Raw genomic sequence first — 21,704 nt, 5'->3', positions numbered from 1 at the left:
AGCACAGTTCACCCATAGTTCCGACCCTGGACGGGTCCTGGGCACGGGGGCGCCACCAAAGTCGGCGTGTTATCCGGGTGTTAGGTCGTCTGCGCCATGCTGGAGTGGTCTATACCCTGGGAACGGGTGATATCCCATTCCGGGACGACGCCCCCGAAACGCGGTAATTCCCTGACGCGGAAGGGGCTCCATTACCGCTGTCTTACACAAAGGCTCCGAGCCGTACTCCCGGGCTTCGGGCGGGCCAGTCTGTATCTCGCCCAAGCGAAAGGGAGCAGAAATGCCCGGCATGCGAATCAAAGTCAGGGAACGTACGGCGCGGCGCAAGCGCCGGCTCATGATCGGCATCCCGGCGGCGCTGGCTGTCGCCGCGGCCGGCGGGCTGGCCTTCGCGGATGTCACGCCGCCGTCGACTCCGGTCAACGGAGCCGGTTCCAACCCGTCGGCCATGGTCAACGGGGCCGCGGCCCCCTTCTCCATGGCCAACACCGCGCCCACCATGATGAGCAACGGCACCCTCACCGCGAACCTCTCGGTCACCACGGTCAGGCTCGCCTCCGCCTTCAGCTTCCTGTCCCCATCCACCAACGGCATACCGACCTGGACGCGCACCGTCACCGCGGTCGCGCCCAACGGCACGCTGGAGGTGGCCTGGCAGGCGTCCAACTCGATCCACGTCACCCCGGTCAACCGGTTCCTGCAGCGGAGCGGACCGGACGTGGTGATCAACGGGGCCCATGAGGTCGGCGGCCTGGTCGCCTTCAACAACGGCTTCACCCTGCTCACCCGGATCGCCGACCACAACAGGAACGGGGAGACCGCCGCGGCACTGATCCACGTCGCCAACAACCACGTGGTCTTCGTCGTCAAGCTGACCGGCACGGCCAGCCGTGACACCTCGCCGGTGCTCAACGGCCAACTGGCCTGGAACGGCAGCAAGTACACCACGTACTTCACCGTGCACGGCACCAGCGGCTCCAGGTCCGGGCAGTGGGGCGACAAGATGGTCCCCGTCAGCAGCTCCGGGCGCGTCCTCTCCGGCGGCTGGGAGTGGGGCTGCCGCGGCGACGTCGGCCGCTCCCTCTCCACCGGCTCCGCGAACTACGCGATCTGCTACGACGACGGCGGCTCCGGCGCCTCCAAGAGCAGCAGCGCCGACCAGATCACGGCCGGCAACGGCAGCCAGGTGGTCGCCCTGTCCGCGCCCGGTCCGGTCACCTACAAGAAGAACAGCCTCACCTGGAGCGTCAACCCGCGCTGGAAGACCGACCAGGTGGTGCTCGTCTTCCTCAGCGGCAGCCACTGGAAGACCGCCAAGTCGGTCGCCCTGACCGGCGACCAGTCCGTCCAGAACATCAATGTGCACATCGCGCCGTACGGCCGGAACGCGATGCTGGCCAGCTGGGACTCGTACCGCAACGGCCAGTACACCGGCACCCACCTCCGGCTGATCGACCTGCAGGGACGGTTCCTGACGGCGGACCTGGTCCTGACGATCCATGTCTCCGGCAACATCGTGGTGCTCCGCAACGGGGATCTGGCCTGGGCCTTCGTCCAGCAGACCCCGGCGTCCTACCACCGCGGCGGCAGCTGGCCGACCACCACGCACCTCTTCCTGGCCCGCCTCCGGGTCAGCTTCTCGGGTTCGGGCTCGGGGTCGACCTCCAGCCCGACCTCGGCACCGATGCCGTCGCCGAGCATGTCCCCCTCCCCCACCCCCTCGATGACGATGGGAATGAGCGCAGCGCCGACCGCGACGTCCTCCGCCACGGTGAACGCCGGCTCCCACTGGTGAGCCTCCAGCGGTACCGGCACCGGGCCCCTCGAGCGATTCGCTCGAGGGGCCCGGTGCCTTCCCGCAGCGGCAGCCGCTGGAGACCACCGAGTCGGTCGCCCTGACCGGTGCCAGGACCCCTACCGCAACGGCCAGTAAGTACACCGGCACCCACGTCCGGCTGATCGAGTGGTACCGGTACCGGGTCCCTCGAGCGAATCGCTCGGGGGACCCGCTGCTTTCCCCCAGCTTCAATAGTTCGTCAGCACATGAGTACGTGAAATGGTGCTGTCGCTCCGCCGAAGAGACGCATACGGAGCTGAACCCACAGCGGGCGCACAAAAGGGTGCCGCAGGCTTCGTGAGCCTGCGGCACCCTTTTGTGTACGGGTGGAATCACATGTGGTGGTGATGGTGCTTCATCCCGCGACCGCCGCCCCAGGTGGCGGTCGGCATGGCGGATGCCGGGGTGGTGGCACCGGTGCTGTTACCGGCCGCCGGGGCCGAGGCGGCCGCGGTGCAGGTGCTGGACGCCGACGGAGGCGCGGCCGCGGCTGCCGACGTGGGTGCCGTACCCGCTGCTGCCGTACTCGGCGCTGCTGCCGACGCACTGGTGGAGCCGGCTCCCGCTGCCATGGAGGCTGGGCCCGTCGCCGACCAGGCGTTGCCCACGGCCGACGACGCGGTCGCGGAACCCGCTGCCGACGCGGAGGCCGAGCCCGCCGCCGACGGCGCCGCCGAAGCCGACGCCGACATGCCGGCTGCCGCAGGCGTGCTCGCGGCGCCCGCCGTCGGGGTCGCCGTGCAGGTGGCGGCGGCGACCGGGGTCTGGCCGAGCGGGGTGTAGGTGGCCGCGGTCACCACGCCGTTGCCGTCCATGGTCAGCGTGATCGGGTTGGCCACGTTGAGCAGCCCGCCGCAGTTCAGGTTGGTGAAGCTCTGGTTGGCCCGCATCGCCAGGAAGGTGAAGAGGTTGGTGGCCATCGCCGCGTCCACCGAGGGGGCGTTCTGGAAGGTCGCCATGTCCTTGAAGACCCGCTGGATGCCGTTGGCCGAGCCGAAGAAGTTCTGGCAGTACGTGGCGCCACTGCCGCTGTCGGCGCCGCCGATCGCGGCCTGGTCCACGCCCTGGCGGTAGAGGTTGGTCTTGTTGGCGTCCTGGTTGTTGTTGTTCAGCACCATCGGGTCGTTCTGCGGCACGAGGGCGATCGGCGCCTGCTGGTTGGCGGCGGCCGAGAGTTCGTCCAGCGGAAGTGCCGCCGAGGGCGCGCCGTCGCTGGACTGGTCGGGGCGGGTCCACGGGGTGCAGCCCAGGGCCGGGTCGATGAACTGGGTGAGCAGCAGGTTGTCGCTGCCGTTCGCCAGGTCGACGGGGTTCTGGTTCTGCAGGGCGGCCTTGCTCGCCGCGTTGTTCTGCGCGATGGTGCCGTTGCCGGTGGCGATGTAGTGGGTCACCACGTTGTCGCTCTGGTCCTGGTCGACCACGGAGAAGTCACGCACGGTGGGGCAGGGTTGGCCGTCGTTGGCCGTCCCGGCAGCCGGGACCTGCAGCATGTTCGCCTGTATCTCCTGGTTGGCGCTCTGGAAGAACGCCGGCGCGTTGCAGTAGGAGAACTGGCCGAAGATGGAGCCCTGGGTTCCGTTGACGCAGTTGCCCTGCTGCAGCGCGGTCGTGCCGTTGGCCGACTGCAGGGTGAGGTTGGTGCCGTTGAAGCCGAACCAGAGGCCCACGGTGGATCCCGCGGGCACCTGCGGGGTGACCGGGGCGGCCGCGGGCTGGGTGCCCTGGTCGACCACCAGCGGGTCGTAGAGCGTCAACTGACCGTTGTTGGTGAGGATCGCCGCCTCGACGAAGGCCGACTGGTTGGCGTTGGCCTCGTTGCAGGGCCCGCCGCCCGCGTCCGTCGCGGCCAACTGGTAGGGCGTGGCCAGGCCCTGCGCCGTCAGCGGGTCGGCCGGGACGATCAGCGAGCAGTTGGGGTTGGGCGCGGCCGGCGCGGCGTTGTTCGCCGCGAGGGCGGTGGCCAGTCCACCGGCGACCACGGTGAGCACCACCGTCAGGACGGCCCACAGCGACCGCCTCTTGCGTTGCTTGCTTCGCTGGTCCAACGACCGGCGCGTGGGCAGGGGCTCCATCGGCAGGGGCCGCGAGCGCCTGGGTGGTGATGATCGGTGGCCTGACATCGAACCAACTCCTATCCGACTGCCGCCCCCTGCTGCATGCGGGGTCCGCACTCGGGGACGGCGGCTCCCTTCGGAGGGTGCTTGCCTTGGTGGCCGATAGTTGCAGAACCGGAGTCCGCCGTTCTAGCGCGGGAGATACCGGGCATAGCCGGACCAATTCCCACCTCCTCCCCATCCGCCACTGCCGACCCGACCGACCCGGCGGCTCTCCCCGCAACACTGAAACCCCTGATCGGCCCGGTGGCCGAGGTCTCCGCCAACACCCTTGCGGCGCACCACCGTTCCCTGCTGACGCAGAGGTTCGGGGACTCCTTACGAGGCCGTTACGGGTCCGTTGGTCCGGATCCGCCGACCTCCGCCCAGGGGCGCGATGATCGCCTCGACCAGCCACTGCGCGACCTGCGGCGGGTAGGGGCTGCGCAGGCTCAGCACGATGTGGGTCAGGCCGGCGTCGATCAGGCCCCGGACGGCCGCGCGGTCACCGGCGGGGTCGTCGTAGTTGACGATGTACTGCACCGAGCGGGTGATCGTCCGCGGATCCCGCCCGATCGCGGCACAGTGCGCGTCCAGGACGCCGCTGCGTTCGCGGATGTAGTCGAGGGTGTTGTGCGGCGGGCCGGGGATGTTCCAGATGTCCGCGTGTTCGGCGACCAGGCGCAGGGTCCGGGTCCCCCACCCGCCGATCAGCAGTGGCGGGCCCGGGCGCTGGACCGGCTTGGGCTCGTTGCGGTTGCCCTTGAGGGTGTAGTACCGCCCGTGGAAGTCGAAGACCTCCTGGGTCCACATCCGCTTGAGGATGGCGACGGTCTCGGCCAGGCGGGCGATGCCCTCGGCCGGCGGCACCAGGGTCAGCCCGTAGGCGTCGTACTCCGCCGTGGCGGGGTTCTCCCCCGCGATGCCTCCGGCGTCGGGCGGCTGGTGGGTCCCGCCGACGCCGAGGCCCATCACCAGGCGGCCCCCGGAGATCACGTCCACGGTCGTGGCGATCTTGCCGAGGACGGCGGGCTCGCGGATCCGGTTGCTCGTCACCAGCAGCCCCAGCCGCAGCCGTCGGGTCTGCGCCGCCAGCGCGCTGAGCAGTGTCCACCCCTCCAGGATCTGCCCGTCCCTGGGACCGGCGATCGGCAGCAGGTGGTCCCACAGCCAGGCGTCCGCGATCTCCGGCAGGTCGTCGGCCTCCTGCCACACCCGCAGGATGTCCGCGTACTCCACCCGCATCGGGGTGGTCTTGATTCCGAATGTCACGGTCATGGGTGGTCACGCGCCCTTCAGCTCGGGGACTACCGTCACCATAGCTGATCGTCAGCACTACTGACCATCAGGTCTCGGATACGCTGCAGCCATGACGGGCGACGCAACCTCCGAGGCCCTCGCCTCCCGACTCGGCTATCTGCTCAAGCACGTGCAGCTGCGGCTGGCGGAGCAGTCCGCACGGGCACTGGCGCCGTTCGGCATCGACGGCCGCGAGCTCGCGGTCCTGGTGGTGCTCACGGCGCAGAACCCGCTGTCCCAGCTGGAGGCGGCGGGCCGGCTCGGCGTCGACCGCACCACGATGGTGGCGCTCGTCGACGCCCTGGAGCGCAAGGGGCTCGTCGAGCGCCGCCGCAGCGAGCAGGACCGCCGGAAGAACACCGTCCAGCTGACCCCGGCTGGCCAGGACTGCCTGCGCGGAGCCGAGCGCGCACGCGAGGAGATGGAACGTCAGTTCCTCGCCCCACTCGCCGCCCGGGACGCGGACCGACTGGTCCTCACCCTGCAGACGCTCCTGGCCGCCCCCGACCGACCCGCCCCCTCGAACGCCGGGTAACCCTCCGACCTCACCGCGTCGCCGACAAGGGCGAGGAATTCTGCGGGTTGCACCACGTATGGGCTAGTAGGAGGCTTTTACTGTCCACGTCCACCCGCCCAGGCCGGAGAGGTCCAGCACATGTCGCGACCGAAGTGGGTCCCCGCAGGCACGGACCTGGACAAGCCGAACGCTGCCCGGGTGTACGACTACTACCTCGGCGGCTCGCACAACTTCGCCGTTGACCGGGCGATGGCCCGCAAGGCGATCGAGCTGTGGCCGGAACTGCCCGACATCATGAGGGCCAACCGCGCCTTCCTGCGCCGCGCGGTGCAGTACATGGCCGAGCAGGGCGTCTCCCGCTTCCTGGACATCGGCTCCGGGATCCCGACCTTCGGCGCGGTGCACGAGATCGCCCGCGAGGTGACCCCCGACGCCCGGGTGGTGTACGTGGACCGCGACCCGGTTGCGGTGGCGCACAGCCGCCTGCTGCTCAAGGACGACCCGCTCAGCGAGGTCGTCGAGGCCGACATGCGCGACGTCGAGGGCCTGCTCGCCGAACCCGCCGTCGCCGACCTGCTGGCGCCCGGCGAGCCGGTCGCGGTGCTGCTGGTCGCGGTGCTGCACTTCATCACCGACGAGGAGGACCCGGAAGGGATCGTCCGCAGACTGCACAGTGCGGTGCCGCCCGGCAGCATGCTGGCGCTCTCGCACGCCGGCCTGGAGGGCCGTCCCGACCAGGCCGGCCCGCACCAGGACCTCTACGCCCGCACGCCCACCCCGCTGACCATGCGCAGCCGCGAGCGGATCACCGCCCTGTTCAACGGCTTCGAGCTGGTCGAGCCGGGCGTCGTCTACTTCTCCGAGTGGCACCCGGAGAACCCGGGCGCGGTGGAGGCCCATCCGGAGCGGATGGTCGGCATGGTGGGCGTGGGACGCCGATCGTGAACGCCGCACCGCAGCAGGCTCCCAGCGCCACCGACCGTTTCGCCGAGGCGTGGGCCGCGCTGCTGCACGGCCGCGACGGCGACCACGGCGGCACGCTCACCCCGGGCACCAAGCGCCGGCTGGTGGCCAGGACCACCGCGCTGCTGCACCGGGCCAGGAACGAGGACCCGTTCGACCCCGTGCTGGCCGAGGAGGTCGGCGCGCTGCTGGTGCACGCCCACTACACCGACCCGGGGATGCTGGCCAGGGTGGTGGAGCTGGTGCAGGAGCCGCCGCTGGCCGAGGGCCGCGGTCCCGAGCTGGCCGGGGCGTTCGCGGTCGGCTGGGCGGTGACGCTGCGCGAGCAGACCCTGCACGAGCAGGAGAGCATCCGGCTGGCCGCCGACTCCGCCCGGCAGGACGCGGAACGCGCGCTGCACGCCTCGGAGGCCCGGTTCCGGGCGCTGTTCGAGAGCGCCGCCATCGGCATCGGGATCGGCGACATCGAGGGCCGGATCCTGGAGGTCAACCCGTCCCTGGTGGAGCTGTTCGGCGCGCGCACCGAGGACCTGGAGGGGCGCCGGGTCGACGACCTGGTGCACCCGGAGGACACCCCGGGCGTGTGGGAGGCCTACGCGGAGCTGATCAGCGGCGAACGCAACCGGTTCCAGGTCGACAAGCCCTACTACCGGCAGGACGGCGAGGTCGTCTGGACCAACCTGACGGTCTCGCTGATCCGCGACGAGGACGGCAAGCCGCAGTACCAGGTGGCGATGCTGGAGGACATCACCGACCGCTACCGGCTGCAGGAGCGGCTGCGCTACCAGGCCACCCACGACGGGCTGACCGGTCTGCCCAACCGCGCGGCGTTCTTCGAGCGGCTGGAGGCGCTGTTCGAGGATCCGGCCCCGGGCGCCAGGCTCGGCCTGTGCTACATCGACCTCGACGGCTTCAAGGTGATCAACGACAGCCTCGGCCACGAGGCCGGGGACCAGCTGCTGACCGCGGTGGCCGGGCGGCTGGCCGGGGCGCTCGCCCCCACCGGCCACCTGCTGGCCAGGCTGGGCGGCGACGAGTTCGTGGTGCTGCTGGAGAACTGCCGCGGCGAGCAGCAGGCGGTGTCGGTCGCCAAGACGGTGCTGGACGCGCTCAGCCGGCCGATGGCGGTCGGCGACAACCAGCTGTCGGTGGGGGCCAGCGTCGGGGTGCTGGAGCGGACCGTCGCCACCACCACCCCGATGGCCGCCGTGCGGGCGGCGGATCTGACGCTGTACCGGGCCAAGGAGGAGGGCCGCGGCCGCTGGACCGTGTTCGACCCGGGCCGCAACGCCCTCTCGGTCAGCCGCTACGCCGTCTCGGTCCGGATGCCGACCGCCATGGACCGGGGCGAGTTCTTCGTCGACTACCAGCCGCTGTGCGCGCTGCCGGACGGCTCGCTGGTCGCGGTCGAGGCCCTGCTGCGCTGGCGGCACCCGCAGTTCGGGGTGCTGGGCCCGGACGAGTTCGTGGCCACGGCGGAGGAGACCGGCGTGATCATGCCGCTGGGCCGCTGGGTGCTGGAGCAGGCCTGCGGCCAGGCCGCCTCCTGGGTGCGCCGGTTCGGCGCCGCCGCGCCGCAGGTCAACGTCAACGTGGCCGGACGGCAGACCCGCAACCCGGGCCTGGTGACCGACGTCGCCCGGATCCTGAGCAGCACCGGTCTGGACCCGCGCCGGCTGCAGCTGGAGATCACCGAGAGCGCCGTGGTCGGGCGCGACGACGAGTCGCTGAAGACCCTGCACGACCTGGTCGGCATGGGCGTCTCGCTGGCCATCGACGACTTCGGCACCGGCTGGTCCAACCTGTCCTACCTGCGGGACCTGCCGGTCTCCGGGCTGAAGATCGCCGGCTCCTTCATCAGCGACCTGAACGACCCGGACCGGGACGAGGCGCTGGGCTGGCGGATCGTCGGCGGCGTGGTCTCGCTGGCGCACACGCTGGGGCTGACCGTCACCGCCGAGGAGGTCGAGACCGAGGCCCATGCGCAGCGGCTGCGGGCGATGGGCTGCGACTGGGCGCAGGGGTGGCACTACGGCAGGCCGGTCCGGCCGGGCGAGATCTCCCGCCGGATCGCGGAAAGCGGACTGACCCGGTAGCAGTAACGCCCAAATCAGCATGTATCAGAAGATTTTGGCCGATATCGCTTGACTCCGACGGGGTTCCGCGCCGAGAATGAACCCCTGGCACCGCGATCGACCGGCCGCCACACCGGCACCGCCGTCCGCGGACAGCACATTTGCCAGTCTCAGTTGGCGCTTCGGCGTCCGAGGCCGAGCGGCGTCCCCGTGACGTCCGTGGCAGACCGCCCGTTCCGGGCCCGCTGCCCCAGTCGACCGCTTCAGTCGAGAGCTGGAGCACCTTCCTCGCGAGGAAGCGGTCAACGCCGACACGGTCCCCGATTCCCGTCACCGGCGCAACGGCCGCCGAGTCCGCTCCTGCGGCCGCACCCGGCCGCCCGTCCGAACTCTCCTCGCGCCCTGCGTACGGAGAGGTCGTCCGCCATGAGTACCACCCTGCCCAGAATCGAACGCCGGGTCGGCGTCCACAGCGACCGGCGCGCCGGTGACCGCGGGGCGGGGCGCCGCAGCACCGACCGCGTCGCCGACCGCCCACCCGCACCGCACCCGCTGAGGCGCCAGGACGACCCGCCCGCGCCCCGACACACCGTCAGTCTGGTGGTGCCGGCCCGCAACGAGGCCCGCAACATCCCCTGGGTCTTCGAACAGATCCCGTCCTGCGTGGACGAGGTCATCCTGGTCGACGGGGACTCCCGCGACGCGACCCTGCGGATGGCGGCGCACTGCCTGCCGAACGTGCGCAGCGTCCCGCAGCGCGGCTCCGGCAAGGGCAACGCGCTGCGCACCGGCTTCGCGGCCGCGACCGGCGAGTACGTGGTGATGCTGGACGCCGACGGCAGCATGTCGCCCGGCGAGATCCCGCACTACCTGCACTTCCTGGACAACGGCTACGACTTCGTCAAGGGCTCCCGGTACGTCGCCGGCGGCGGCTCGCTGGACCTCACCGCCATCCGCTCGCTCGGCAACCGGGCCCTGCTGGCGGTCGTCAACCGGCTCTACGACACCGTGCTGACCGACCTCTGCTACGGCTACTGCGCCTTCCGGCGCAGCTTCCTGGACGAGCTGGACCTGCGGTCCACCGGCTTCGAGATCGAGGCCGAGATGATCGCCCACGCACTGCGCTCGGGCCTGCGCATCGCCGAGGTCCCCAGCCTCGAACTCCCGCGCCGCAACGGGCGTTCGCACCTGCACGCGGTCTCGGACGGCCGCCGGGTGCTGCGCACCCTGATCGCCGAGCGCCCCGGCGCCCGGCCGGCGGCCCCGCTCACGGCGGCGCAGCGATGAACGGCCGGCAGGCCGGCGGCCGGCAGCGCAGCACCGTCGCGGTCCCGCCAGGACCGGACACCCAGGACTGCCCCTACACCCCGGTCCGCGTGCTCGACCTCGACCTGGACGACCCGGACGGGCTGCACTCCCCCGCGAGCGCCGGGCCGGTCGATCCGCGCGGACGGGTGCTGGTGCTGGCCCGGCTGCACGGCCACCCGCTGGGCGTGCTCACTGTCACCAGCCCGCCCGGCGACCCCGGCTACGCCCGCCGGGCGCTGGCCCGCGCCGTCTGCCGGGAACTGTCCGGCGCCGTCGCCGCGCACCGCGCCGCCGACGCCCGGGCGCTGGCCGCCCGTGAACCCGCCGTCGGCCGACCGGTCCACAGCCGGCTGCCCGGCGGGGACGCGGCCGCGGCGCACCCGTGCCGGCTCTCCCGCAGCCTGGTGCTGCGCGACCCGCCCGCGATCAGCGTGGTGGTCGCCACCCACAACCGGGTCCGCGCGCTGCGGCAGTGCCTGGACTCGCTGCTGCGCACCGGCTACCCGCGGCTGGAGGTCCTGGTGGTGGACAACGCGCCGCAGGATGACGAGGCCCGGGCCATGGTCCAGGGCCGCTACCGCGGACGGATCCGCTACCTGCGCGAGCCGGTCGCCGGGCTGGCCCGGGCGCACAACCGGGCCCTGACCGAGGTCACCGGCGCCATCACCGCCTTCACCGACGACGACACCCTGGTCGACCCGGACTGGCCCGCCGCGATCGCCGAGACCTTCGCCGCCTCGGACCGGATCGGCTGCGTCACCGGGCTGATCCTGCCCGCCGAGCTGGAGACCAGGGCGCAGGCCGACCTGCAGCGGCACGGCGGCTACGACAAGGGCTTCACCATGCGCACCTGGTCGCTGGCCGACCCGCCCGGCGACCCGCTGTTCCCGTTCACCGCGGGCCGGTTCGGCTCCGGGGCCAACATGGCCTTCAGGACCGGGCTGCTGCACACCATGGGCGGCTTCGACCCGGCCACCGGCACCGGCACCGCCGCCCGCGGCGGCGACGACCTGCTCGGCTTCTTCCGCGCCCTGGTCGCCGGGGCCACCCTCGCCTACCAGCCCGACGCCGTGGTCTGGCACCGCCCGAGCCAGGACCCGGACGCGCTGCCCGCGCAGGCGTTCGGCTACGGCGCCGGCTTCGGGGCCTTCCTGGCCGCCGCGGTCGCCCACGAGCCGGCCATGCTGCCGGCGCTGGCCCGCCGGCTGCCGCGCGGCGTGCACTACGCCGCCACCCGCCGCCGGGACGCCACCGCGCAGCACGACGGCTGGTCCCGCCGGCTCTCGCTGCTGGAGGTGCAGGGCCTGCTGTACGGGCCGCTGGGCTACCTGCGCGCCTCGCGCAGCGCCCGACGGCTCGGGGCCGGAGGCTGACCTGCCATGACCACCCGCGTGGAGACCCCCGGCACGCCGGTCCCGGCCGCGCTGCCCCGGCCGGCCCGGCGCCCGGCACTGCTGCCGGCCCGGCTGCGGACGGCCCTGGACGGCGAGCCGCTGCTGCGCAACGGCCATGTGCTGACCCTGAGTTCGCTGCTGGCCGCAGCCCTGGGCGCGGGTTTCTGGGTGCTCGCCACCACCTGGTACGACACCGCGACCGTGGGCCGCAGCTACGCCGCGCTGTCGGCGGTGATGCTGCTGTCCGGGATCGGCCAGCTCAACCTGGCCGACGTGCTGGTGCGTTTCGTCCCGGCCGCCGGGGCGCACGCCGGACGGCTGGCGCTGCGCTGCTACCTGGCCGCCGGAGTGTTCAGCACGGTGGTCGCGGTGGCCTTCCTGCTGCTGGTGCCCCAACTCGCGCCGGGCCTGGACTACCTGCGCCGACCGCTGGTCGCGGTCTGCTTCACGCTGGGGGCCGCCGGATACTCGATCTTCGTGCTCCAGGACGGTGCCCTCACCGGGCTGCGCAGGCCCGGATGGGTGCTCGGCGAGAACGCGCTGTTCGCCGCGGTGAAGGCGGCGCTGCTGGCGCTCTGCGGCACGCTGGCGCTGGACGCCGGGATCCTCGCCTCCTGGGTCGCGGCGCTGCTCACCGCGCTGGTGGTGACCAATGTCTTCCTGTTCCGCAGCGCCGTCCCGGCCCACCGGCGGGCCCAGTTGGACGCCCCCGCGCCGCAGCGGCTGGTCGGCTACGCGGCCGCCGACTACGTCGGCGCGCAGTTCCGGCTGGCCGCCTACAACGTGGTGCCACTGCTGGTGCTGAACCGGCTCGGTCCGGAGGGCAGTGCCTACCTCTCGCTGGCCTGGGTGATCGCCTACACGCTCTTCCTGGTGGCCTACAACATGGGCAGCTCACTGCTGGTGGAGGCGGCGCGGGCCCCGGAGCGGCTGGTCGAGCACGCCCGACGGGTGCTGCGCCACAACGCGGTGCTGATCGCCGCCGCCGCGACGGTGATGGTGCTGGCCGCGCCCTGGCTGCTGGGCCTGTTCGGCCCCCAGTACGCCCGGCACGGGACCGCCCTGCTGCGGCTGCTGGCCCTGTCCGCGCTGCCCAACCTGGTGCTGAGCGTGGCGATCGACGTGGCCAGGGCGCGCCGCCGGCTCGGCTGGGTGGTGCTGCTGCAGGCACTGCTGTGCGTGCTGGTCCTGGGCCTCAGCGTGCTGCTGATCCCGCGCTTCGGCGTGACCGGCGTCGGTGTCGCCTGGCTGGCTGCCGAATGCGCGCTGGGCCTGCCGCTGCTGGCGACGCTGCCGCGCTGGCTGCCCCGGGAGCAGGAGCCGCGGGAGCAGGAGCCGCGGCAACAGGAAAGGAGGCCGTGATGGATCCCACCGGAACGCCCGCGGGACCCTCGGTCACGGTGCTGGTCTGCGCCTACACCCTGGAGCGCTGGGACGACCTGTCCGCCTCGGTCCGCTCGGTACGGGCCCAGCGCACCCCGGTCGACGAACTGCTGCTGGTGGTGGACCACTGCCCGGAGCTGGCCGACCGCGCCCGGGGCGCCCTGGACGGCGTACGGATCGTCAGCAACCAGGAGCAGCAGGGGCTCTCCGGCGCCCGCAACACCGGGGTGGCCGCCGCCCGCGGCGAGGTGGTCGCCTTCCTGGACGACGACGCCGTCGCCGAACCCGAGTGGAGCGGGCGCCTGCTGGACGGCTACCGCGACCCGCGGGTGCTCGGCGTCGGCGGCCTGGTGCTGCCCTGGTGGGAGACCGGCCGCCCGGCCTGGTTCCCGCCGGAGTTCGACTGGGTGGTCGGCTGCAGCTACCGCGGCATGACCGAACGGCGGGCGCCGGTACGCAACTTCATCGGCGCCAACATGTCCTTCCGGCGCGCGGCGGTGCTCGCCGCCGGCGGCTTCCGAACCGACCTCGGCCGGGTCGGCACCCGCCCGCTCGGCTGCGAGGAGACCGAGCTGTGCCTGCGGATGGCGGCCCGCGACCCGCAGGGCGTGCTGCTGTACGAACCTGCCGCGGTGGTCCGCCACCACGTCCCGCCGGCCCGCACCGATTGGGCCTACTTCCGCTCGCGCTGCTACGCCGAGGGGCTGTCCAAGGCCGCGGTGGCCCGGCACGCCGGGTCCGGACCCGGGCTGGCCAGCGAGCGGGCCTACCTGCGCTCGACGCTCCCCCGGGCGCTGGCCCGCGGGCTGCGGCCCGGCTCGGGCACCCCGGCGACCGCCGCAGCGGCCGTGGTCACCGGGGCCGGTGCCACCCTGCTCGGCTACGCCGCGGGCCGGATCGGCGGAGGTGCGACATGACCGGACCCGGGTACGCCGTCCCGGTCTTCCTCTACCACTCGGTGTCGGAGGACCCGCCGTCGTGGATCGCGCCGTTCACGGTCAGCCCGCGCACCTTCGCCGAGCAGCTGGACCGCATCGCCGAGGCCGGGCTCACCGTGGTGCCGCTGCGCCGCCTGGTGGCCGCGATCCGCGGCGGGCCGACCCTGCCGCCGCGCTCGGCGGTGCTCACCTTCGACGACGGCTTCGCCGACTTCTACTGGACCGTCACCCCGCTGCTGACCGACCGTGAGCTGCCGGCCACCCTCTACGTCACCACCGGCGCGGTGCACGCGCCGGGCGGCGCGGCCCGCGGCAGCCTGCTGCCGCCGGCACCGATGCTGAACTGGCGTCAGATCACCACCCTGGACGCCTGCGGCATCGAGATCGGCGGCCACACCCGCACCCATCCGCAGCTGGACACGCTGCCGGGACGGCAGCTCTGCGACGAGGTGGGGGGCTGCAAGCAGGAGCTGGAGGAACTGCTGTCGCACCCGGTGGAGGCCTTCGCCTACCCGCACGGCTACTCCAGCCCGTCGGTGCGCCGCAAGGTGCAGCGGGCCGGGTGGTCCTCGGCCGCCTCGGTCGGCTACGCCTTCAGCTCACCCGCGGACCAGGCGCTGCGGATCTCCCGGCTGATGGTCCGCGCCGACACCCCGGCGGAGCAGTTCCGGGCTTGGACCGAGGGCAGCGGCGCCCCGGTGGCGCCGTACCCCGAGCGGCTGCGGACCAGGGGCTGGCGGGCCTACCGCCGGGTCCGGGCCGGGATCGGCCGCCCGGTCGGCGGCCCGCCGACCGACTGACCCGCGCGCCGGCGGCTGCGGTCGGGGTCGCGGCTCAGTGCTGCCAGACCCGGATCCAGTCGGCCCGCAGCACCGCCGATTCCTGCCCGGCGGCGGGCGGGTGCGGGTAGCCGACGGCGAGGGTGAGCAGCACCTCCATCGGCACGTCCGGGACGTGCTCCTTCAGCGTGAGCCGGGCGACGCCGTCGATGTACCAGGTCAGCGAGGTCTTCTCCCAGTCCAGCGCGAAGACGTGGTAGCCGGCGGAGAAGTCGGACGGACCGGTGAAGCGCCTGCCCTCGTGCAGGTCGTCGCCGCCGGGGCCGGTCCAGTGCACGGTCATGGTGGCGCTGAGGGTGGTGCCGATGAACTCGACCACGTCGAGCTCGGGCGGGGTGGTGCGGGAGGCCGGCATCAGCCAGAACGCCGGGAAGAACCCGGCGCCGGCGGGGATCCGGAGCCTGGCGGCGAAGTAGCCGTAGGTGAAGGTGTGCCGGGGGGTCGCGTCCCAGGAGTCGCGTCCGGTGGAGACCATCCCCGAGCGCCACGGGTAGTGCAGGCCGTCCGAGCCGGTGGTGGCCTGGCGCTGGGCGGTGAGGCTCAGCAAGCCCTGGTCCACGGTGACCTGGCTGGGCAGGTACCACTCGCTCTCGTGGTTCCCGGCGTTGGTGCAGCCGGCCACGTTCCAGTCGTAGCAGGTGGTCCAGCGGGACGTGTCCAGGGCGGAGCCGGTGAAGTCGTCCTGGAAGACCGCGTGCCACGGGCCGGGCGCGGCCGGGCTCGGCCCGGGGACGGTGCCTGCGGTCGAGGGGCCGGACGAGGGCGCGGCGCTGGACGTGGCGCCGGTCGGGGGCAGCGGTGAGAGCGAGGGGGCGGACTGGCGGTCGGCGCAGCCGGCGCCGGTCGCCGCCAGCACGGCTGCCGCCAGCAGCCCACGGGCGACCCGCAGCGGGGGCCCGGCGTCCGCCGGGCGTCCGGATCCGGGCGGATCCGGATCGGCCCGGGCCCGGCGGCGCAGTCGCGGGCCCAGGTACCGGGCCAGCACCAGCAGTGTGGTGAGCCCCGCCAGCGTCGCCACCACCCGCGTCGCGGTGAAGGCATGCCCGAGGAAGAACGCCTCGGCGACCAGCGCCGCGATCGCCAGGCTGACCGCCACGGCCAGGCAGCCGGTCTCCAGCACGGTGGAGGCACGGCGCCGGGAGTCGGGGGCGGGGGCCGCCCACCGCACCGCCGCCGCACCGGGACAGACCACCAGGAACGCCGTGACCAGCAGCACCCGCAGCGGATTCGCCGCCGGCAGCAGCGTCGAGGCCAGCGCGATCCACCCGGAGCCGGCCAGCAGCACCTCGACGGCCACAGGTCCGCCGGGAATCCGCCGCATCGGCCGCCCGTTCATCGCTCGGCCCCCACCGGCACGAACCGGTAGACCACCGCGTCCGCGTTGCGGTAGACCACGCTGAAGCCCGGGGCCCGGTCGACGGCGGTCTGCAGCCGGTTCATGGTGTCCGCGGGCAGCACCCCGGTGAGGTAGCACTCGGCCGCCTGACCCCGGGTCAGCACCAGGTAGCCGGGCTCCACCCGGTCCGCGCCGCCCACCGCCAGCCGCAGGCCGGCCAGCGGGTCGCGCAGCAGCAGCGAGGTGACCTCGGTGTCCTCCTGGCTCAGCTGGATCAGCACATGCTGGTCGTAGTGGTCGTAGAAACCGGGGACGTTGCCGGTCAGGGCCACCACCGCGGAGCCCGGCGGCGCCGTGGCGGTGACGTACCGGGAGGCGGCGACCTCGGCGGGGGTGAAGTGGTTCATCAGCTCCTTGCCGTAGTAGCCGAAGAACAGGCCGGCCAGCAGTGCCAGCGTGACCAGGAACGCGCCGGCCTCGCGCAGCCGGGCCCGCGGTCCGGGCTGCAGCACCAGGGCGCCGATCAGGAACGCGGTGCCCGGCAGCGCGAACAGGTAGACCCGGAAGATCATCTCCCCGCCGTAGCTGTTCGCGGCGAGCAGCGGCAGCGGCGACAGCGCGATCAGCGGGATGCCGGTGCGGCGCACCCAGGGGCGCCGCACGAAGCAGAGCAGGGCGAGCAGCACCACGGTCGCGGACAGCCCGCGGTCCACCCAGTCCACCAGCACCTGGCCCGGTGCGGCGGCCCCGAGTCCGGCGATCCCGGCGACCGCGTTGCCGTCCGGGGTGAGCAGCGCCCTGCCGAAGCTGTGCAGATTGGCGGAGATGTAGGGGCGGGCCACCGTCAGGTCCCAGAGCAGCATCAGGCCGAGCGCGCCGAGCAGCGGCGGCACGGTGATCCGCCGGTTGGCGCGCGGCAGCGAGAGCGCGGCCAGCGCGGTGACCAGCATCAGCGGGGTGAGCTGGTGCGAGGAGACGATCGCCGCCTGCAGCACCAGCACCAGGATCAGCCGCGACGGTGCCCAGCCCCGCCGCGGGACTGCTGACAGCTGCCGGAACACCGTGGCCAGCACCACCACGTAGAGCAGGAATCCGAACGCCTGCGGCGAGAAGTAGTCCTGCCCCACCCAGGAGCAGGCGTAGAAGATCCAGGCGCCGCCCCAGACCAGCCTGCGGTCCCGGCTGACCGACCGGTAGAGCAGCAGCAGCGGGGCCAGCACCAGGGCGTTGACCACCGGCGGGGTCCAGGCCGCGTAGCCGAGCGCCGAGTGCAGCCCGGTGGCCCGCAGCACCAGCGCGTTCAGCTGGAAGAAGCCCGGCCACTGGTTGTAGATGTCCAGCGCGGCCGCGTGCGGCACCGAACCGCCGTTGCGCAGCATGGCGTCGATCACCGACAGGTGCTTCCAGGCCCAGGCGTAGCGCAGTTCGGGGTAGAGCAGGGCCGGGGTGGCGTGGATGACCGCGATCAGTCCGAGCAGATAGCCGACCAGCCAGCCGTTGCCGACCCGCCGGTCGCGCACGGCGAGCGCGAAGCCCAGGGTGAGCACCGCGACGGCCACCCAGAACAGCACCGGCAGCACCTGGATCAGCCCCAGGTCCCCCATCGCGGCGAGGTCCACCCCGCGCAGCGACAGCAGCCAGAGCAGCAGTGCCAGCGGCAGTGCCGCCCGCGCGGCCAGAGCAGGCACGGTGCCCGCCGGGGATTCCGGATCCGCCCGGACCGTCCGGGCGGCCCAGACGGTGCTGCCGGTCACCGGACCCCCCTCGGTGTCATCCGCGGGCCACCACAGCGGCGCTGATCCGGTGGCCGGCGAAGCCGGTGCCGCAGACGAAGCGCAGCACCGGGCCAAAGGTCGCGGCGGCGGCCAGGCCGGTGAAGTACAGGCCGGGCACCGAGGACTCGAACCCGGCGGAGAGCTTCGGCGCCCCGCCGTCCCTGCGCACCCGCGCACGCAGGCCCGGGGCCAGCAGGTCGATCTGGTCCACGTCGACCCGGTAGCCGGTGGCGGCCAGGACGTGGTCGGCTTCGAGCACCCTGCTGCCGCCCTGCCGGTCCGCCAGCGTGAGCCGGGCACCGCCGTCGGCGGCCTGGGCCGATCGCACGCCGTGGCCGGTGAGCACCTCCACCCGGCCCTCCACCCGGTCCCGCAGCCACCAGGCCCCGGACGGGCCGAGCACGGTGCGCAGGAAGTGCTCGCGCACCCCCGACGGCAGGTACCGATAGGCGCCGGGGGCGCCGCTGAAGGCGCGGTGCGACCAGCCGGGGCCCAGCGGGGTGGCTGGTTTGACCAGGCGCAGCGGGAGCGGGCGCTGCTCCGGACGGTCCTCGTCCGGGGGTTCGCCGAACAGCAGCCGGTCGGTCCTGGCCACCACGATGGGCTCGGCGCCCGCTTCGCGCAGCAGCGCCGCGCTTTCCAGCGCCGACTGGCCCGCCCCGATCACCGCCACCCGCTTGCCGGCGAAGCCGGACAGGTCGGCGTGCTCGGCCGGGTGCGAGGCCAGGCCCGCCCGGGCCAGCTCCACCAACTGGCCCGGGATCCGGGGGAACGGGCCGAGTCCGGTGGCCAGCACCACCGAGCGGCTGGCGAAGGTCTCGCCCGACGCCAGCTCGATCCGGAAGCCGCCGTCCACCGTGTCGACCTCGCGCACCGCCGTGGTGTCCAGGTCGGGCAGGATCTGCCGCTGGAACCAGAGGCCGTAGCGGACGAACTCGTCCAGCGGCACCGGGTGCAGGTCGCCCTCGGAGCGGCGGCCCTCGGTGGCCCGGAACCGGTCCAGGTTCCAGGCTCCGGCCGCGTCGGCGATGCTCGACGCGGAGGGGGTGGACTTGAGGAACATCCCGGCCGGCATCCGCGTCCGCCAGCTGTCCATCGGTTCGCCGAAGGCGCGCAACCGCAGCCCGCGAGCGCGCAGATGCGCGGCGGCGGCCAGGCCGTAGGGTCCGGCGCCGATCACCGTGACCGGCACTGTGTCGGCGGCGGTGGAGCGGGGCACAGCCATCGTCGGACCTCCTCGGCGCGGATCATCTTCCAGTGGACAACAGGTGCGGCCACGGCGCGCGGCGGGCGGCCCGCCGCCGGGCGTCCCCGCTCGCGGCGGCCGGTACCGGCTCGGACAATGGGCTGCACCTGGCCGGACTCCGCCGCCCGGCCGCTTCGAGGTCGCCATGGTCGCCCTGCAAGGTTCCGAGCCGGACCGTACGGTCCCGGCGCTGCTGGTCAAGATCGGCCGCTATCCGCAGCACGCCGGCGGCGTCGGCGTGCTGCGGACGCTGGGCCGGACCGGGGTGCCGGTGCACGCGATGGTCGAGGACCGGTTCACCCCGGCGGCGGTGTCCCGCTACGCGGCCGGACGGTTCGTCACCCCCACCACCGGCCTGGAGCAGCCGGCCGTGCTGGTGGACCTGCTGCTGGCGGTCGGCCGGGCGATCGGCCGCCGCAGCGTCCCGGTGGCCACCGACGACGAGGCCGCGCTGCTGCTGGCGGAGCACGCCGACCGGCTGTCCGAGTGGTTCCTGCTGCCACCGGTCCCGGGCAGCCTGCCGCGGCGGCTGGCCGACAAGGGCGGGCTGCACCGGCTCTGCCTGGAGCACGGCACACCGACCCCGCGCTCGCGGGCCCCGGCCGACCACGACGGGCTGGTGGCGGCGGGCCGCGACTGGGGCTACCCGCTGGTGCTGAAGAACCTGGAGGCGTGGACCCGGCTGCGGACCCCGGCGGTCGGGCACACCACGGTGGTGCGCGACGAGCGCGAGCTGCTGGCCGCCTGCCCGCCGGGCCGCATGCCGTCCGTCCTGGTCCAGGAGTGCATCCCCAAGGAGCAGGCCGAGGACTGGTTCACCCATCTCTACTGCCCGGCCGACGGCGGCCGTCCGCTGGTCCTCACCGGGTTCAAGATCCGCTCCTGGCCGCCGGACGCCGGGGTGACCACCCGGGCCCGCGCGCTGGACAACCCGTTCCTGGCCGAGCTGGCCACCGAGTTCTGCCGCCGCATCGGCTACCGCGGCGTGGCCGACCTGGACTGGCGGCTGGACCGCAGGGACGGGCAGTACAAGCTGGTCGACTTCAACCCGCGCACCGGCGCCCAGTTCCGGCTGCTGGAGACGGTGGACGGTCTGGACGTGGTGCGCGCCCTGCACCTGGACCTGACCGGCCGGCCGCTGCCGCGCGGTGCGCAGGCGCCGCCCCGCAGCTTCGGTCTCGGGCAGCTCGACCTGCTGTCCGCGGCGGTCCGCGGCTGGCAGTTGCGCAGCCTCCCCGGGGAGCTGCTGCCGCGCCGGGGCACCGAGCGCGCCTGGCTGTGCCGGGACGACCCGGCCCCGGCGGCGGCCGAGGCGGTCCGCTTCGCCGGCACCGTGGCCCACCGGGCCGGCCCGCTCACCGGCCGCGCCTGGCGCCGGGTGCGCTCCCGGTAGACCCGACGCTGCCTGCTGGACGACGACCCCTCGGGGCAGGCACGATGTCCCTGTCCGGAAGTCCGAGCTCAGCCGCTTGCGCAAATAGTCGACATCGCAGCGCATGGACTGGATATCTTCTTGCAATGCACCAATGGGCCTATGCAAATAGGTGGGAGTGCATGCCATAGTCGTTGCATGACTCGTAGACTCGCGGAAGTCGCCAAGAGGGTCGGCGTCAGCGAAGCGACCGTGAGCCGTGTCCTGAACGGCAAGCCCGGCGTTTCCGACACCACCCGCCAGTCCGTGCTGACCGCCCTGGACGTGCTCGGCTACGAACGCCCCACCCAACTGCGCGGCGTCCGCGCCCGGTTGGTCGGACTGGTGCTGCCGGAACTGCAGAACCCGATCTTCCCGGCCCTGGCCGAGGTCGTCGGCGGCGCCCTGGTCCAACTCGGCTTCACCCCGGTGCTCTGCACCAGGACGGCCGGCGGGCTGACCGAGGCCGAGTACGTGACCATGCTGCTGGACCAGCAGGTCTCCGGCGTGGTCTTCTGCGGCGGCCTCAGCGCCGACGAGTACCGGCAACTCCTGGGCCGCGGCGTCCCGGTGGTCCTCCTCAACGCCGCCGTCGACTACTCCGGCGTGCAGCAGCGCGAGCCCGCGTACGGTCCGGCCCCCGCCCGGCTGGGCTTCCCCCAGGTGTCCACCGACGACACCTCCGCCGTGGAACAGGCCTTCGCCCATCTGACCTCGCTCGGCCACCGCCGGATCGGCCTGCTGGTCGGCCCCGAGGACCACACCCCCTCGCTACGCAAGATCGCCGCCTTCCGCTCGCTGAGCGCCCGTGCCGGCGGCCGCGAGGACCACCGCATCGGCCACGCCCTCTTCTCCTTCGAAGGCGGCCAGGCCGTGGCCGGCGAACTGCTGGCGGCCGGGATGACCGGTCTGATCTGCGGCAGCGACATCCTGGCGCTGGGCGCCGTGCGGGCCGCGCGGCGGAAGCGGCTGTCGGTGCCCGGCGACGTGTCCGTGGTGGGCTACGACGACTCGGCCTTCATGAACTACACCGACCCGCCGCTGACCACCCTGCGCCAGCCCATCGAAGCCATGGCCAAGGCCGCCGTCACCCTGCTGGTCAACCAGATCCAGGGCGGCGCGCCCACCCCCAAGGAACTGCTGCACGAACCCGAACTGGTGGTGCGCGGCTCGACCGGCCCGCGCACCGACCCGGTGCGCGAGGCCGAGGAGTTGACCCGCCAGGTGGGGGTGTGACGACGGGCGCGGGGCGCGGGGACATCGTCCTGACCGACCTGCGGATCGACACCA

At 73.2% G+C, this 21,704-nt stretch carries 16 protein-coding genes; 11 read left to right on the top strand and 5 right to left on the bottom strand.

Annotation, left to right across the window (positions count from 1 at the left end):
* Window positions 1–280: 280 nt before the first annotated feature.
* A complete protein-coding gene (locus tag ABUW04_RS10730; protein WP_380564287.1) occupies window positions 281–1,795 on the top strand; it encodes a hypothetical protein in 1,515 nt (504 codons plus the stop codon).
* Window positions 1,796–2,169: 374 nt separating this feature from the next.
* Here ABUW04_RS10730 and ABUW04_RS10725 read toward each other — a convergent pair whose 3' ends face one another.
* Window positions 2,170–3,882: a hypothetical protein gene (locus tag ABUW04_RS10725; protein ID WP_380564286.1), complete on the bottom strand. Its 1,713-nt coding sequence runs from the start codon at window positions 3,880–3,882 to the stop codon at window positions 2,170–2,172.
* A 387-nt stretch (window positions 3,883–4,269) separates the two neighbouring features.
* Window positions 4,270–5,208, bottom strand: coding sequence for an LLM class flavin-dependent oxidoreductase (locus tag ABUW04_RS10720; protein ID WP_380564285.1), 939 nt, complete (start codon window positions 5,206–5,208; stop codon window positions 4,270–4,272).
* A gap of 91 nt (window positions 5,209–5,299) precedes the next feature.
* Between ABUW04_RS10720 and ABUW04_RS10715 the strand changes: the two genes are divergently transcribed.
* The 8 genes from ABUW04_RS10715 to ABUW04_RS10680 all read left to right on the top strand — a co-directional run bounded on the left by ABUW04_RS10715 (window position 5,300) and on the right by ABUW04_RS10680 (window position 14,607).
* Window positions 5,300–5,764, top strand: a complete 465-nt coding sequence (locus ABUW04_RS10715; protein WP_380564284.1) for a MarR family winged helix-turn-helix transcriptional regulator — start codon at window positions 5,300–5,302, stop codon at window positions 5,762–5,764.
* 120 nt (window positions 5,765–5,884) lie between these two features.
* The gene (locus ABUW04_RS10710) at window positions 5,885–6,691 is read left to right on the top strand and encodes an SAM-dependent methyltransferase (RefSeq protein ID WP_380564283.1); all 807 of its coding nucleotides are present in this window, start codon (window positions 5,885–5,887) and stop codon (window positions 6,689–6,691) included.
* Window positions 6,688–8,805, top strand: a complete 2,118-nt coding sequence (locus tag ABUW04_RS10705) for a putative bifunctional diguanylate cyclase/phosphodiesterase (RefSeq protein ID WP_380564282.1) — start codon at window positions 6,688–6,690, stop codon at window positions 8,803–8,805. The genes ABUW04_RS10710 and ABUW04_RS10705 overlap by 4 nt, the downstream gene beginning before the upstream one ends.
* A gap of 405 nt (window positions 8,806–9,210) precedes the next feature.
* On the top strand, window positions 9,211–10,071 hold the full coding sequence (locus ABUW04_RS10700) for a glycosyltransferase family 2 protein (protein ID WP_380564281.1): 861 nt from the start codon (window positions 9,211–9,213) through the stop codon (window positions 10,069–10,071).
* Window positions 10,068–11,465 (top strand): glycosyltransferase family 2 protein, encoded by a 1,398-nt coding sequence (locus ABUW04_RS10695; RefSeq protein WP_380564280.1) that lies wholly within the window; start codon window positions 10,068–10,070, stop codon window positions 11,463–11,465. The genes ABUW04_RS10700 and ABUW04_RS10695 overlap by 4 nt, the downstream gene beginning before the upstream one ends.
* Before the next feature lie 6 nt (window positions 11,466–11,471).
* The gene (locus tag ABUW04_RS10690; protein ID WP_380564279.1) at window positions 11,472–12,848 is read left to right on the top strand and encodes a lipopolysaccharide biosynthesis protein; all 1,377 of its coding nucleotides are present in this window, start codon (window positions 11,472–11,474) and stop codon (window positions 12,846–12,848) included.
* Window positions 12,848–13,786, top strand: a complete 939-nt coding sequence (locus tag ABUW04_RS10685) for a glycosyltransferase family 2 protein (RefSeq protein ID WP_030261710.1) — start codon at window positions 12,848–12,850, stop codon at window positions 13,784–13,786. The genes ABUW04_RS10690 and ABUW04_RS10685 overlap by 1 nt, the downstream gene beginning before the upstream one ends.
* Entirely contained in the window at window positions 13,783–14,607 is an 825-nt protein-coding gene (locus ABUW04_RS10680; protein ID WP_030261709.1) for a polysaccharide deacetylase family protein, read from the top strand. Before ABUW04_RS10685 ends, ABUW04_RS10680 begins: the two co-directional genes overlap by 4 nt.
* A gap of 34 nt (window positions 14,608–14,641) precedes the next feature.
* Here the strand turns inward: ABUW04_RS10680 and ABUW04_RS10675 are convergent, their stop codons facing one another.
* From ABUW04_RS10675 to ABUW04_RS10665, 3 genes are read right to left on the bottom strand one after another with little or no spacing between them, the layout of a single operon-like run.
* Entirely contained in the window at window positions 14,642–15,967 is a 1,326-nt protein-coding gene (locus ABUW04_RS10675) for a glycoside hydrolase family 16 protein (protein WP_380564278.1), read from the bottom strand.
* 11 nt (window positions 15,968–15,978) lie between these two features.
* Window positions 15,979–17,736, bottom strand: coding sequence for a glycosyltransferase (locus ABUW04_RS10670; protein ID WP_380564277.1), 1,758 nt, complete (start codon window positions 17,734–17,736; stop codon window positions 15,979–15,981).
* A gap of 16 nt (window positions 17,737–17,752) precedes the next feature.
* Complete coding sequence (locus tag ABUW04_RS10665) at window positions 17,753–18,982, bottom strand: FAD-dependent oxidoreductase (protein ID WP_380564276.1); 1,230 nt, start codon at window positions 18,980–18,982, stop codon at window positions 17,753–17,755.
* A gap of 166 nt (window positions 18,983–19,148) precedes the next feature.
* On the opposite strand from ABUW04_RS10665, the gene ABUW04_RS10660 reads away from it, so the two are divergent.
* The gene (locus tag ABUW04_RS10660; RefSeq protein WP_380564275.1) at window positions 19,149–20,396 is read left to right on the top strand and encodes a carboxylate--amine ligase; all 1,248 of its coding nucleotides are present in this window, start codon (window positions 19,149–19,151) and stop codon (window positions 20,394–20,396) included.
* 177 nt (window positions 20,397–20,573) lie between these two features.
* Complete coding sequence (locus ABUW04_RS10655) at window positions 20,574–21,650, top strand: LacI family DNA-binding transcriptional regulator (RefSeq protein WP_380564274.1); 1,077 nt, start codon at window positions 20,574–20,576, stop codon at window positions 21,648–21,650.
* Window positions 21,651–21,704: the final 54 nt, after the last annotated feature.

The sequence above is a fragment of the Streptacidiphilus jeojiensis genome (genome assembly GCF_042510965.1).
GTDB lineage: Bacteria > Actinomycetota > Actinomycetes > Streptomycetales > Streptomycetaceae > Streptacidiphilus > Streptacidiphilus jeojiensis.
The sequence above is the reverse complement of the archived record's forward strand: the minus strand, read 5'-3'. Positions and strand labels throughout refer to the sequence as shown.